Annotated in this window: 12 protein-coding genes; 7 read left to right on the top strand and 5 right to left on the bottom strand. The window is 57.1% G+C overall.

Features of this window, described 5'->3' with window-relative positions:
* Nucleotides 1–194 precede the first annotated feature (194 nt).
* The 5 genes from fdhF to ychF all read right to left on the bottom strand — a co-directional run bounded on the left by fdhF (nt 195) and on the right by ychF (nt 7,314).
* Nucleotides 195–2,978 (bottom strand): formate dehydrogenase subunit alpha, encoded by a 2,784-nt coding sequence (fdhF, locus tag Q0816_RS09535; RefSeq protein WP_298849809.1) that lies wholly within the window; start codon nt 2,976–2,978, stop codon nt 195–197.
* 14 nt (nt 2,979–2,992) lie between these two features.
* On the bottom strand, nt 2,993–4,696 hold the full coding sequence (locus Q0816_RS09530; protein WP_298849807.1) for an NAD(P)H-dependent oxidoreductase subunit E: 1,704 nt from the start codon (nt 4,694–4,696) through the stop codon (nt 2,993–2,995).
* 85 nt (nt 4,697–4,781) lie between these two features.
* Nucleotides 4,782–5,663, bottom strand: a complete 882-nt coding sequence (locus Q0816_RS09525; protein ID WP_298849805.1) for a LysR family transcriptional regulator — start codon at nt 5,661–5,663, stop codon at nt 4,782–4,784.
* Nucleotides 5,664–5,798: 135 nt separating this feature from the next.
* Nucleotides 5,799–6,200 carry a hypothetical protein gene (locus Q0816_RS09520; protein ID WP_298849804.1) on the bottom strand — a complete coding sequence of 134 codons (402 nt, stop codon included), beginning with the start codon at nt 6,198–6,200 and terminating at the stop codon, nt 5,799–5,801.
* A gap of 16 nt (nt 6,201–6,216) precedes the next feature.
* Nucleotides 6,217–7,314, bottom strand: a complete 1,098-nt coding sequence (gene ychF / locus Q0816_RS09515) for a redox-regulated ATPase YchF (RefSeq protein WP_298849802.1) — start codon at nt 7,312–7,314, stop codon at nt 6,217–6,219.
* A gap of 199 nt (nt 7,315–7,513) precedes the next feature.
* On the opposite strand from ychF, the gene Q0816_RS09510 reads away from it, so the two are divergent.
* The 7 genes from Q0816_RS09510 to Q0816_RS09480 all read left to right on the top strand — a co-directional run bounded on the left by Q0816_RS09510 (nt 7,514) and on the right by Q0816_RS09480 (nt 13,545).
* Nucleotides 7,514–8,002 carry an acyloxyacyl hydrolase gene (locus tag Q0816_RS09510; protein ID WP_298849800.1) on the top strand — a complete coding sequence of 163 codons (489 nt, stop codon included), beginning with the start codon at nt 7,514–7,516 and terminating at the stop codon, nt 8,000–8,002.
* A gap of 78 nt (nt 8,003–8,080) precedes the next feature.
* On the top strand, nt 8,081–8,872 hold the full coding sequence (gene trpA, locus Q0816_RS09505; protein ID WP_298849798.1) for a tryptophan synthase subunit alpha: 792 nt from the start codon (nt 8,081–8,083) through the stop codon (nt 8,870–8,872).
* A gap of 149 nt (nt 8,873–9,021) precedes the next feature.
* Nucleotides 9,022–10,188: an alpha-hydroxy acid oxidase gene (locus Q0816_RS09500; protein ID WP_298849796.1), complete on the top strand. Its 1,167-nt coding sequence runs from the start codon at nt 9,022–9,024 to the stop codon at nt 10,186–10,188.
* A 249-nt stretch (nt 10,189–10,437) separates the two neighbouring features.
* Entirely contained in the window at nt 10,438–11,091 is a 654-nt protein-coding gene (locus tag Q0816_RS09495; RefSeq protein ID WP_050603118.1) for a 50S ribosomal protein L25/general stress protein Ctc, read from the top strand.
* A 142-nt stretch (nt 11,092–11,233) separates the two neighbouring features.
* The gene (pth, locus tag Q0816_RS09490) at nt 11,234–11,914 is read left to right on the top strand and encodes an aminoacyl-tRNA hydrolase (RefSeq protein WP_298849793.1); all 681 of its coding nucleotides are present in this window, start codon (nt 11,234–11,236) and stop codon (nt 11,912–11,914) included.
* 83 nt (nt 11,915–11,997) lie between these two features.
* Complete coding sequence (locus Q0816_RS09485; protein WP_298849791.1) at nt 11,998–13,161, top strand: serine hydrolase; 1,164 nt, start codon at nt 11,998–12,000, stop codon at nt 13,159–13,161.
* A gap of 9 nt (nt 13,162–13,170) precedes the next feature.
* Entirely contained in the window at nt 13,171–13,545 is a 375-nt protein-coding gene (locus tag Q0816_RS09480) for a DUF2237 domain-containing protein (RefSeq protein ID WP_298849789.1), read from the top strand.
* Nucleotides 13,546–13,575 lie beyond the last annotated feature (30 nt).

The following is a 13,575-nucleotide window of genomic DNA, read 5'->3' as shown; positions in this document are numbered from 1 at the left end:
TTTCTAGCTTTTCTGCCGTGCAAGTAAAACTCCTGTCCTCACGTCAACGGTCACAATATGCTGAGCACAGGTTCATCAATTGCAGCGATGTCACCTCGCCCTACGGGCGGAACTGGGTCTTGGAGTGAATGATGTACGCCCATAAAAAAGAGCGGCCTCACTAGTGGCCGCTCTTAACACTTTAGCAAAAGAAATTACTCTGCCGCGATCGCATCCCCGATCTTTTCGACACGAATGGCCGAGAATTTGAACTCGGGGATCTTGCCATAGGGGTCGATGGCCGAGTTGGTCAGAATATTCGCCGCCGCCTCAACATAGGCAAACGGGATGAACACCATGTCTTCGGCAATGGCCCGGTCAGCGCGCACCATGATCTCGATCGAACCACGACGCGTGGTCAGGCGGATCATTTCGCCCGGCTCGATCCCCATCAGTTTGAGGGTACGTGGATTCATCGAGCAGTTGGCCTCGGGTTCGACCGCATCAAGCACCTTGGCGCGGCGGGTCATCGATCCGGTGTGCCAATGCTCCAACTGACGGCCGGTGGTGGCAATCATTGGATATTCATCGTCCGGAGCTTCATCCGGTGGGATGACACTGGCTGGGGTGAACCTTGCCTTGCCATCCGCGCGGGGGAAGCCATCTCCGAATACGATCGACTGGCCCGGATCGGTCTCGGACAACGACGGGTAAGTAATCGTCTCGGTCTCCAGCCGTTCCCAGGTGATGTTATCAAGCGAATTCATGGTCAGCTTCATCTCGGCAAAGACCTGGGACACATCAGTGTAATCCCAGTTTAGCCCGATGCGCTGCGCCAGTTCGACCGTGATCTTCCAATCCTCGCGCGCCTCACCCGGCGGCGTTACGGCAGGGCGCACGCGCTGGACCTGACGGTTGGTGTTCGACACCGTGCCGTTCTTTTCATACAGCGCCGAAGCCGGCAGGATGATGTCGGCATAGTTCGCCGTCTCGGTCAGGAAGATGTCCTGAACGATCATCAAGTCCAGCTTGGCCAAGGCTTCACGCGCGTGGTTCACATCCGGGTCAGACATGGCCGGGTTTTCGCCCAGAATGTACATCCCTTTGATGTTACGGGCGTAGATCTGGTCGATGATCTCGGTGACGGTCAGGCCCTTCTCATTCGAGAAATCATCCGACTTCCAGACATCGGCGAACTGCGCGCGGATATTGTCATCCGTGACAGTTTTGTAGTCCGGCAGGAACATTGGGATCAGACCTGCGTCGGAGGCACCCTGTACGTTGTTCTGCCCCCGCAACGGGTGCAGACCCGCGCCGGGTTTGCCTACGTTACCGGTCATCAGAGCCAGCGAGATCAGGCAGCGCGAGTTATCGGTGCCGTGGATGTGCTGACTGACGCCCATGCCCCAGAAGATCAGACCAGCCTTGGCCTGTGCAAAGATACGCGCAACACGGCGCAGTTGATCGGGTTCGATGCCGCAGATCGGCGACATCGCCTCGGGCGTGAACTGGCGCAGGTGCTCTTTCTCGGCCTCCCAGTTCTCGGTCCAGCGGTGAATGTACTGGCTGTCATAAAGCTCTTCCTCAACGATCACATTCATGATCGCGTTGAGCATCGAGACATCGGCACCAGGACGGAACTGCAGCATTTCGTCGGCAAACTTGCGCATCCCGACGCCGCGAGGGTCCATAACAATCAGTTTGCCGCCACGTTTGGTGAACTGCTTGAAGTAGGTCGCAGCCACCGGGTGATTCTCGATCGGGTTCGAGCCGATGATGATGACCACATCCGAGTTCTCGACTTCGTTGAAGGTCGCAGTCACAGCGCCCGAACCGACGTTCTCGATCAGTGCTGCCACCGAGGACGCGTGGCACAGGCGGGTGCAGTGGTCGACGTTGTTGTGCTTGAACCCCTGACGAATGAACTTCTGAAACAGGTACGCTTCTTCGTTGGTGCATTTGGCTGAGCCAAAACCGGCCACATTGCGAGGGTCATCCTCGCGCAGTGCTTTCAGCTTGGTGGCGGCCAGATCCATCGCCTCTTCCCAAGTTGCCTCGCGGAAATGGGTGTCCAGATTGCCCGGATCGACGTTCAGCCCCTTTTCAGGCGCATCCTCGCGCCGGATCAGCGGCTTGGTCAGGCGGTGCGGGTGGTGGATGTAATCGAACCCGAAGCGGCCTTTGACGCACAGACGACCTTCGTTTGCCGGGCCGTTGATGCCCTCGACATATTTCACCTTGCCGTCCTTGACCTTCAGCGAAACCTTGCAGCCCACGCCGCAGAACGGACAGACGCTTTCGGTTTCAGAGTCGTAGTCCTTGCTGTCGCCCTGCTGCTGGTCGTCCAGCACGGTCGCGGGCATCAGCGCGCCGGTCGGGCAGGCCTGAACACATTCACCACAGGCCACGCAGGTTGATGCGCCCATGGGGTCGTTCTGATCGAACACCACCTGCGAAGTATGACCGCGACCGGCCATGCCGATCACGTCGTTGACCTGCACGTCGCGGCAGGCCCGGACGCAGAGGTTGCAGTTGATGCAGGCATCCAGATTGACGCGCATCGCGACGTGGCTGTCATCCAGCAGTGGAATCTTCTCGGCCTCTTTCGCCGGGAAACGACTATCGTTGACGTCGCTCAACTTGGCCATGTCCCAGAAATGGCTGGAGGTATCGTGCGCCTCCGCGGGCTGGTCGGTCACCAGTAGCTCCATCACCATCGCGCGCGACTTCTCGGCGCGGTCGGTGTCGGTTTTCACCACCATCCCCTCAGCCGCCGGACGGATACACGAGGCGACCAGAGTGCGCTCGCCTTCCACCTCGACCATACAGGCGCGGCAGTTGCCGTCGGGTTTGTAGCCGGGTGCCGGTTTGTGGCAAAGGTGCGGGATTACCAGTCCACAGCCGTTGGCCGCGTCCCAGATCGTGGTGCCCTCGGGCACGGTGACGTCATCGCCGTTCAGATTGAAGGTGACGGTCTTGGTTGGGCTTGCATCAAGCATGGCTCTGTCTCCCTTCAGATTTCGTCAGCGAAGTGTTTCATGACCAGACGGATCGGGTTCGGGGCCGCCTGCCCCAGACCGCAGATCGAGGCGTCGCCCATGACCTGACACAGATCTTCCAGCAGATCCTGATCCCATTTATCGGCCTGCATCAGCTTCACCGCCTTTTCGCAGCCCGCCCGGCAGGGCGTGCACTGACCGCAGCTTTCATCCTCAAAAAACCGCAGCATGTTCAACGCCGCATCACGGGCGGTGTCCTGATCGGACAGCACCACAACCGCAGCAGAGCCGATGAAGGTGCCATGCGGTTGCAGGGTGTCGAAATCCAGCGGGATATCGTCCATCGACGCAGGCAACAGACCTGAGGACGGACCACCCGGCTGATAGGCTTTAAACGTCTGGCCCTCGGCCATACCCCCAGCCGCTTCGATCACGTCCAGAATGGTCGATCCCGCAGGCAGCAGGTAAACCCCCGGCTTCGCCACCCGGCCCGAGACCGAATAGCTGCGCAGGCCCTTGCGGCCGTTCTTTTCGGTGCTGCTCAGGCATTCCGGCCCCTCGCGGCAGACTTTGGTGACCCAATGCAGCGTCTCGACATTGTGCACGAGCGTCGGGCGGTTAAAGACCCCAACCTGCGCTACGAACGGAGGACGGTGGCGCGGCAGGCCTTTTTTGCCTTCAATCGACTCGATCATCGCGGATTCTTCACCACAGATGTAAGCGCCAGCACCCCGGCGTAGGTCGATATAGCCCGGCTCAACAATCCCAGCCTGTTCCAGCGCGGTGATCTCACGGGCGAGGATTTCCAGAACCGCCGGGTATTCGTCGCGCATATAGATGAAGCAGGTCTCGGCCTCCACCGCCCATGCGGCGATCAGCATGCCTTCGAGGAAGACATGCGGCATACGCTCCAGATAGTAGCGGTCCTTGAACGTGCCCGGCTCGCCTTCGTCTCCATTCACAGCCAGATAACGTGGGCCTTCATTCATGCGAACAAAGCCCCACTTCTTGCCGGATGGGAAGCCGGCGCCGCCCAGACCGCGGAGGCCCGAGGACAGGACGTCTTCCTGCACCTTCTCCCAATCGCCGCTGTCGCGCAGCTCTTTCAGCTTGGCATAACCGCCATTTGCTTCATAGGCGGCGAAAGCTTCGTAGTCGGGCAGATGGGCATGGGTGTCACCTGCAGCAATCGCAGCCCGTACCTTTTCGGGGGTCGCATGGTCGATATGGTTGTGACCGATCTCAAGCACAGGGGCCGTGTCGCAGCGCCCCATGCAGGGCGCGCGAAGCACACGTACTTGCGACGCGTCCAGCCCATCTTCAAGTGCCTTCTGCAACTTCTGCGCACCGGCCATTTCGCAGGACAAAGAATCGCAAACCCGGATGGTCAACGCGGGCGGAGGTGTCTCGCCCTCTTTCACCACATCGAAATGGGCATAGAAGGTCGCAGTTTCATAGATTTCAGCCTGACCGACCCGCATTTCAACCGCCAGTGCGGCGATGTGGTCGGCACTGATATGGCCGTGTTCGTCCTGAATTAAGTGCAGAAATTCGATCAACAGGTCGCGGCGACGCGGGCGATCCCCCAACAGGCGCGCAACCTCGGCCTGTGCTTCATCCGTGAACTGACGGCCCTTGGGTGTGTGCCGCCCCTTGCCTTTACCTGACTTCCAGACGCCCTTGGGTGCGCCTGATGGCTTGGTATCTAATGGTGCCATGATGCCCTCCGATTAAGGCCCCGTGTCTCATCAGACTATCATATCGTCAAATCGCTTTTGGCAATCGCACGATAACGACATCTTATCACCGCAAAGACGTCACCACAGCGCGCAGCGCCTGTACTGTGGGCAATTCCGGATCCCGGCTCAGGGTCGCCAGACAAATCGGCTTGCTGACAACTGGATCAATCAGAGGTAACACCTTTGTTCCCTTCAACTCGCCCAGCGCCCTTATGAGAACACGGGGGACAACCGTGGCTGCCAGCCCTTCTCGTGCCATAACCATCGAAGCGGTAAACCCGCTTGTTTCTGCAACCACGTCCGGGTGCAGCCCCTGTTCGGCAAAAATGCGATCCAGAATACGCCTATTTTGCATCTGCGGCTCAAGAAGGCTGAGCGGGAATTCCGCTACGCGCGCCCAGGGCATCGGACCGGTCTCATCGGTCATATGCGACGGGATCAGCAGGACGTAGGTTTCCTCGTACAATGGCTGCACCTGCCGCAGGTCAGTTCCGATGCTGTCGCCATACGTTACTCCGGCGTCCAGGCTTCCTTCGTCCAGCCGGTGTTGGATGGCAGTGGCCGACATGGTTTCGATGCGCGTAACGATGCGCGGATGCGCCTGACGCAACCGTTTGGTGAGCCGTCCGGTAAAGGCAATGGCGGTTGGGATCACCCCCAGGACCAGCGTTCCGGTGATCTCGCCCTTGGCAGCCAGCACCTGCTGCTCCAGTGCCTTGGTGTCGTCGAGGATACGCCGTGCCCGCTGGACGATTAACTCACCCTCTTCCGTCAACCCCTGAAACCGGTTGGCACGCCGAACGATCGAGACGCCCAGCCGATCCTCGAGATTGCGGATTCGCATGGAGAAGGCGGGTTGCGAAATTCCGCATTCCTCGGCCGCCTTGGCAAAATGCCGATGCCGCGCAAGGGCGCTGAGCAGTTGGAGGTCGCGAATTTCGATCATTTTGCAGGTGTCTCGAATGGCAGGTTGAAAACTACACTACCGGGGTTTGCGCCAAAGAGCACAGCATGAGTTTGAAAAGAGATGTTCGGTGGTTTCGGACCTGATTTGTCCAATATCCGGTTCACTCACTCGCGCTCAAGGCAACTTTCCTTGCAATCGTTCCAGCCGACTTGAAACTTCATTCTCTTTCGAAAGCGCCAAGCCACAACGACCAAACATCAATCCCACGCAAATAAGATACCAGCGAAAAAACCACGGCGCTATGACAGCCAGTCCCGTTATCCCGACGACCGATGCGATAACTGCACCAAACACAACTGCGTGCTCAAGCAATATGATGACGAGAATCCCGATCGGGATCATTGGCAAAAAGAACCAGACCCATAACGTCCCGAACACGAAGAGACTCAGAAAGGGCACTTTTCTTGCGGCTTTCAGCACCCACGCTTCATGACGTGCCAAACGCAACTTCAAGGAAACACACAGGCTTCGGACAAGACTGGAACGGCACGATGTAGTTTCGTCAGTTTCAGCCATAAATTTGACCGTGCCCTTAAGTATTAAACAAGAAATGCATCACATCGCCGTCCTTGACGATGTAGCCTTTGCCCTCGGCCCGCATCTTGCCTGCCTCCTTCGCGGCCTGCTCGCCGTTGGCCGCAATAAAGTCGTCATAAGCGATGGTTTCGGCGCGGATGAAACCCTTTTCGAAATCCCCGTGGATCACTCCAGCGGCCTGCGGTGCAGCGGTGCCGGTGCGGATGGTCCAGGCGCGGGCTTCTTTCGGGCCGACGGTGAAATAGGTTTCCAGTTTTAGCAGGTCGTAACCGGCTTTGATCAGGCGGTCGAGGCCGGGCTCTTCCAGACCCATCTCCTCAAGGAACATCTGCGCTTCTTCGTCTTCCAGCAAGCTGATCTCTTCTTCGATCTTGGCGCTGATGATAACGTGGGCATTGCCCTGAGCAGCGGCCATCTCGGCAACTTTGGCTGAATACTCGTTGCCTTCGGCGGCTTCTTCCTCGGACACGTTGCAGACATAGAGCACCGGCTTGGTGGTCAGCAACTGCAGCATCTTCCACGCCTTGGCATCTTCGTCCGACACTTCAACAAGGCGCGCGGGCTTGCCGTTTTCCAGCATTTCCTGTGCGACAGCCAGCAAGCGTTCCTGCTGCTGCGCTTCTTTGTCGTTGCCCTTCAACTTACGCACAAGGTTAGCACGACGCTTTTCGATGCTTTCCAGATCAGCCAGCATCAGCTCGGTCTCGATAGTGTCGGCATCAGCCACCGGATCGACACGGCCGTCAACATGAGTCACGTCGCCATCTTCGAAACAACGAAGTACATGGGCGATGGCGTCGGTCTCACGAATATTGGCCAGAAACTGGTTGCCCAGCCCCTCACCTTTCGACGCGCCTTTCACCAGGCCGGCAATATCCACGAATGTCATTCGCGTCGGGATGATCTGTTTCGACGCGGCAATTGCTGCCAGCTTGTCCAGCCGATCATCCGGCACCGCCACGTCGCCAACGTTGGGCTCGATGGTGCAAAACGGGAAGTTCGCAGCTTGCGCAGCGGCGGTTTTGGTCAGCGCATTAAACAGGGTCGACTTACCCACATTCGGCAGACCCACGATTCCCATTTTAAAGCCCATCACGGCCTCCTGCATAGAATACGAACGCAGCTTCTATGCAGGTCCGCATAAATGCGCAAGTGATTGCTGGATGCACTTTTGTTGAGACCCTTTCGCCACATCACAAAAACGTTCGAAAATCGTGTTCTTGTCGGAATTGAAAAAATGACCCTAGAATAACCAGTTAGCGTAGCACCACCAATTTTAATGGTAGAAAATAATGAAACAGCTTCTTCTTGCGACCGTGTTGACGGTCTCGGCCAGTGTGACAGGCAATGCTCAGACCGTTGTTTTCGGCGCAGGTTATGCGGACTTCTCCGATGATGCGTCCGAGGATCAGGGCCTGATTTCGCTCGAATATCAGCATAGCCCGTTTCATCAGGCAGCGCGGTTCAGTGCTGGCTGGGGGGCTGCCCTGTCGGTTCATGAAAATGGGGACACGCATATCGGCGCAGGCCTGATCGGACTGTATTCGCTGAACGAACGCTGGTTCATCGAAGGCAGTGTCATGCCTGGTTACTTCAATGCCAACGATGATGAAAACGATCTGGGCGGAGAATTCCAGATCCGCAGCCTTTTGGGTCTTGGATACAGCCTGAACAACGGCAACAGCGTTTCGGTTGCGATCACTCACAAATCCAACGCCAGCACCAATGACGATAACCCCGGTGTAAACGCGGTGCTGCTGCGGTATCATCTGGGCTTCTGACCTATTCCTGCGTCGGCGGGATTGATTTTCGGTCAAAGTTTCTGCACACGGGTCGAAACCCGAGTGCAAGGACATCCGATGACCCGTATCGACGCTAAGTTTGCCGCCCTGAAAGCCGAAGGAAAGAAGGCCTTTGTTGCCTATATCATGGCCGGAGACCCCGACTATGACACTTCGCTTGAAGTGGTCAAGGGCCTGCCGAGCGCTGGTGTGGACGTGATCGAGCTGGGTTTGCCGTTCACCGACCCCATGGCGGATGGCCCCACTATTCAGGCGGCGGGCCAACGTGCACTGGATGGCGGCATGACATTGCAACGTACGTTGGATCTGGCACGCGCGTTTCGGGAAACCGACGACACGACGCCTATTGTCCTGATGGGGTACTACAATCCGATTTACAGCCAGGGCGTCGACGCGTTTCTGGCCGACGCCAAAAACGCGGGCATTGACGGGCTGATCGTTGTGGATCTGCCACCCGAAGAAGACGAGGAGCTTTGCCTACCCGCCCAAGCGGCAGGTCTGAACTTTGTTCGTCTGGCAACCCCTACCACAGATGACAAACGCCTGCCGCGCGTCCTGCAGAACACGTCAGGCTTCGTTTACTACGTTTCGATCACCGGGATTACCGGTGCAGCCGAGGCGCAGGCTACAGACGTTGGCCCCGAAGTCGCACGTATTAAAGCTGCGACCGACCTGCCGGTGATCGTGGGCTTTGGCATCAACACACCCGAAAAGTCCCGCAATATCGCTTCGGTGTCGGACGGCGCCGTGGTCGGATCTGCGATCGTCAGTCAGATTGGCGCGGGCAAACCAGTGACCGAAGTGCTGGATTTTGTAAAAACCCTATCGGATGGCGCGCATAGCGTTTAATCCCTCGCGCACATCAAAATAATTGAAAGATCCGCCGCAGATAACACTGCGACGGATTTTTTGATTGCCAGGCGCACAGTCAGATCATTGCACGCTTGGAAATGGGTTGATAAGCAAAACTAACCAGCGAAGCCCGGAGGTCTGCAATCGTGCCCGTGATTACCAATATTGAAGACCTCAGGCGCCTTTATGAACGCCGCGTACCCCGGATGTTCTATGATTACACCGAAAGTGGCAGTTGGACGGAACAGACCTTTCGCGAAAACAGCAGCGACTTTGAAGAGATCCGCCTGCGCCAGCGGGTGGCGGTTGATATGTCCGGACGTTCTACTGCCTCGAAGATGATCGGCGAGGATGTCTCGATGCCCGTCGCGTTAGCTCCGGTTGGGTTGACCGGAATGCAGCATGCAGATGGAGAGATGAAGGCCGCCAAAGCAGCTGAAGAGTTTGGCGTACCTTTTACTCTCTCAACCATGTCGATCAACTCGATCGAAGACGTGGCTGAACATACCGGCAAGCCGTTCTGGTTCCAGCTCTACACCATGAAGGACACCGACTACGTCAACCGCCTGATTCAGAGGGCCAAAGACGCCAGATGTTCGGCGCTGGTCATCACCTTGGATCTGCAGATTCTGGGCCAACGGCACAAGGACCTCAAGAACGGTCTGTCAGCTCCGCCCAAACTGACCGCAAAGACCGTCGCAAACCTGATGACTAAATGGGCCTGGGGGATAGAAATGCTGCGGGCCAAGCGACGAGAATTCGGCAATATCGTGGGGCATGTGCATGGTATCTCGGACGCATCCTCTCTGGGGGCCTGGACCGCAGAACAGTTCGACCCCAGCCTGGATTGGTCCAAGGTTGAAAAGCTGATGGAGCAATGGGGCGGCAAGGTAATCCTGAAAGGTATCCTTGATGCGGACGATGCGAAAATGGCGGCCAAGCTGGGCGCAGATGCCATCGTGGTGTCAAACCACGGCGGGCGGCAGCTTGATGGCGCGCTTAGTTCGATCCGCGTCCTGCCGGAAATTATGGACGTCGTCGGCAATGACATCGAAGTGCATCTGGACAGCGGCATCCGGTCAGGTCAGGACGCACTCAAAGCGCTGGCTCTGGGGGCCAAGGGGACGTATATCGGCCGCGCATTTGTCTACGGCTTGGGCGCGATGGGTCAGAAAGGCGTCACCACCGCGCTGGAGGTGATCCAGAAGGAGCTCGACACAACAATGGCGCTTTGCGGTGAGAAAAATATCGATGGGCTGGGACGGCATAACCTTCTTGTACCAGATGATTTCGGCGGTTGCTGGCAAGACTGACTCCCCCGCGTCCTAGGGGCACTGCCCCCGTCGCCCGTTCCGGGCGCCTCCCCCGAGGTATTTTTGGCCAGATGAACCAAGGGATCTGTTCTTCATCTGGCTCTAAATACCTCGGAGCGCGGCGCAGAGCCTCGCAAAATATTAGGGTATGAATTACCCCTTTCCAAATCCGGTGAATCGAGATAAGGACGCGGCTTCACGCGGGTATACAGCCTTGGAGGATACCCGCCCTAACATTGGAGAATTATCATGGCTGGAGAGATTCCTGATCTCGTAGCTCTGGAACGGACGGGGACAGGCAAGGGCGCCGCTCGTAAAACACGCCGCGAAGGCATGGTTCCGGGTGTTGTATTTGGCGGCGACAAAGATCCGCTGGCGATTCAGATCCCGTTCAACGAACTGTTCAAGCGCCTGAAAGCCGGTCGCTTCAAGTCAACCCTGTGGAACCTGAAGGTCGAAGGTCACGAAGACGTTCGCGTCATCTGCCGCGACGTTCAGCGTGATATCGTCAAAGACCTGCCGACCCACCTGGACCTGATGCGCCTGCGTCGCACCACCAAGATCGCGCTGTTCATCCCGGTTGAATTCATCAACGAGGAAGAAGCGCCCGGCATCAAAAAGGGCGGCGTTCTGACCGTTGTCCGTCCGGAAGTCGAATTGCTGTGCACCGCAGGTGACATTCCTGAGAAGATCACTGTTGACGTGACCGGAATGAACATCAACGACGTTGTCACCATTTCGTCGGTTGACCTGCCCGAAGGCACCAAGCCGACCATCGACCGTGATTTCGTGATTGCAAACGTCTCGGCACCAACAGGTCTGTCCACAAGCGACGACGAAGAAGGTGAAGAGGGCGAAGTTGCAGTCGATGAAGTTGAAGTCGTCGGCAAAGAAGAAGAATAAATCTGGACCAGATTTCTGGATTTTGGAACGGGGCCCTTCAGGGTCCCGTTTTTTTTGCGTGTAGATCCATCCGGGCTGACTGGATTTTCCAAGCGTTTCCGTGCATGAAAACGCCTAACGGCTACAAGGGCGGAGCAACATCATGAAACTCTTTGTCGGATTGGGGAACCCAGGGCAGAAATACGCCCGCAACCGGCACAATATCGGGTTCATGGCCGTGGACCGGATTGCAGAGGACCACGGGTTTGGCCCGTGGAAGTCCAAGTTTCAGGGCGAGCTTTCGGAAGGTCGATTGGGCAGCGAAAAGGTTATGCTGCTGAAACCACAGACCTTCATGAACCGATCCGGCCAATCCGTCGGTGAAGCGATGCGGTTCTACAAGCTTGATTCAACTGATGTCGTTGTCTTCCACGACGAGCTGGACCTTGCCCCCTGCAAAGTGCGCGTCAAGGCGGGCGGTGGACATGCCGGACACAACGGCTTGCGTTCGATCCATGACCATATCGGAGCCGCCTATGACCGCGTGCGCCTTGGAATTGGGCATCCCGGTCGCAAGGAAATGGTGTCAGCCTACGTTTTGAACGATTTTGCCAAGTCCGAGGCTGACTGGTTAGATGATGTGCTGCGTGGCATTTCGGACGGGGCAGCTTACTTGGCCCAAGACGAAGGCGGGAAATTCATGAATGCGGTCGCGCTGCGCACCGCTCCACCGCGCTCCTCGAAGACACCTGCCCCGAAAACCGAGGCGAAACCCAAAACATCGACAGAACCCGAAGTGGATAACCGCTCTGCCATGCAGAAGCTGTTGGACAAATTCAAATAGCAGATCCGGCACATTCCGTTACGTAGTCATTGCAGAATGAAAGCGTCCGCGATCCAATACCGAGGAACAAGGGAGGCTATGCGATGAGATCCATCTTGAAGTGGGTGCTGCGCATCGTTGTGGCGCTGGCTCTGGCTGCCGTTGTCGTTGGGCTGTGGAAACGCGAAGAGTTGCAGCGCCTGATGGCTGTGAACTCGCTGTTTTCCGAAGAAAAGATCGTTCACAATTTTTCGCACATGAACGAAGCTTTTCTGACCGTTGATCTGCCCCGTGGCAACGGCCCGACGTGGGAGCTGCCTTACGGCGAAGGGTTCGACCTGCCCGATGGCACCGACAAATGGATCGATGAACGCTCTGTCACCTCGCTGTTGGTCATGCAGGACGGCGATATCCGGTTCGAGGAGTATTATCTGGGTACCAGCCCAAATGACCGTCGAATTTCTTGGTCGGTGGCCAAAAGCTATCTTTCAGCGCTTTTTGGGATTTTGCTGAATGAGGGCGCGATCGAGTCACTGGACGACCCGGCAATCAAATACGCCCCGAAGCTAAAGGGAAGCGCTTATGAGGCCGCGACAATCCGCAATGTGTTGAACATGGCCAGCGGTGTCACGTTTGACGAAGATTATCTGGACCCGAACTCTGACATCAACCGCATGGGTCGCGTCATCGCCTTAGGTGGCGAGTTGGACGATTTTGCAGCGTCCTTGCAAGACAGCTTTGCGACGCCGGGCGAAACCTGGCAATACGTTTCAATCGATACGCACGTCTTAGGCATGGTCATACGCGGCGCAACCGGACGCAGCGTGGCCGAGCTGTTGACCGATAAGATCATACAACCCCTGGGACTGGAGCATGACGGATACTATGTCACGGACGGTGCCGGTGTTGCTTTTGTGTTGGCTGGCCTGAACTTCACCACGCGTGACTTTGCACGGTTCGGACAAATGATCCTGCAGGACGGCAAAGTGGATGGGCAACAACTGGTTCCTGCCGAATGGATATTCGAGGCCACGCAACCCAGCGCCCCGACGGCGCAAGGCAAGATCGGCTATGGCTATCAATGGTGGATACCCCGTGGTGCGCACGAAGGCGAGTTTCTGGCCCGTGGCATTTACGGTCAGTATATCTATTTCAATCAGCCCCGAGGTGTTTTGATTGTCTCAACCGGCGCAGACCGTCTGTTTCTTGAACCCGGCGTGAATGATCAGAACATCGAAATGTTCCGAAAGATCGCAGAAAGCCTGTAAGGTAACTTCATGCAAAAGCAAGACAGTATCAACGTACTTGGTGGCGTTCTGGTGCCCTGCTCACGCGATCCCCTGACCGGGTTTTTCCGGGACGGCGCGTGCAATACCTGCCCCGAGGATCAGGGCAGCCATACCGTGTGTGCTGTGATGACGGCCGAGTTTCTGGCGTATTCGAAATACGTCGGCAATGACCTGAGCACCGCGCGGCCCGAGTTCGATTTCCCGGGCCTCAAGCCCGGTGACAGTTGGTGTTTATGTGCCAGCCGGTTTCTACAAGCCCATGACGAAGGATGCGCCCCAAAGGTTCATCTGGAAGCAACGCATCAACGTGCGCTGGAAATTGTGCCGCTCAACATCTTGTGTCAGAACAAAGCGAAAGGCTGACCGGCATCGCGCCTTGGCGAGACCTGATCC

The sequence above is a fragment of the uncultured Ruegeria sp. genome (assembly GCF_947497005.1).
Classification (GTDB): domain Bacteria; phylum Pseudomonadota; class Alphaproteobacteria; order Rhodobacterales; family Rhodobacteraceae; genus Ruegeria.
The sequence above is the reverse complement of the archived record's forward strand: the minus strand, read 5'-3'. Positions and strand labels throughout refer to the sequence as shown.

Bases quoted from the DNA above. Each gene is read 5' to 3' on its own strand.
- Q0816_RS09525 (WP_298849805.1), bottom strand. From the start codon at position 5,663: ATGATCGAAATTCGCGACCTCCAACTGCTCAGCGCCCTTGCGCGGCAT.
- trpA (WP_298849798.1), top strand. From the start codon at position 8,081: ATGACCCGTATCGACGCTAAGTTTGCCGCCCTGAAAGCCGAAGGAAAG.
- Q0816_RS09485 (WP_298849791.1), top strand. From the start codon at position 11,998: ATGAGATCCATCTTGAAGTGGGTGCTGCGCATCGTTGTGGCGCTGGCT.
- Q0816_RS09495 (WP_050603118.1), top strand. From the start codon at position 10,438: ATGGCTGGAGAGATTCCTGATCTCGTAGCTCTGGAACGGACGGGGACA.
- Q0816_RS09510 (WP_298849800.1), top strand. From the start codon at position 7,514: ATGAAACAGCTTCTTCTTGCGACCGTGTTGACGGTCTCGGCCAGTGTG.
- ychF (WP_298849802.1), bottom strand. From the start codon at position 7,314: ATGGGCTTTAAAATGGGAATCGTGGGTCTGCCGAATGTGGGTAAGTCG.
- Q0816_RS09520 (WP_298849804.1), bottom strand. From the start codon at position 6,200: ATGGCTGAAACTGACGAAACTACATCGTGCCGTTCCAGTCTTGTCCGA.
- fdhF (WP_298849809.1), bottom strand. From the start codon at position 2,978: ATGCTTGATGCAAGCCCAACCAAGACCGTCACCTTCAATCTGAACGGC.
- Q0816_RS09480 (WP_298849789.1), top strand. From the start codon at position 13,171: ATGCAAAAGCAAGACAGTATCAACGTACTTGGTGGCGTTCTGGTGCCC.
- Q0816_RS09530 (WP_298849807.1), bottom strand. From the start codon at position 4,696: ATGGCACCATTAGATACCAAGCCATCAGGCGCACCCAAGGGCGTCTGG.
- pth (WP_298849793.1), top strand. From the start codon at position 11,234: ATGAAACTCTTTGTCGGATTGGGGAACCCAGGGCAGAAATACGCCCGC.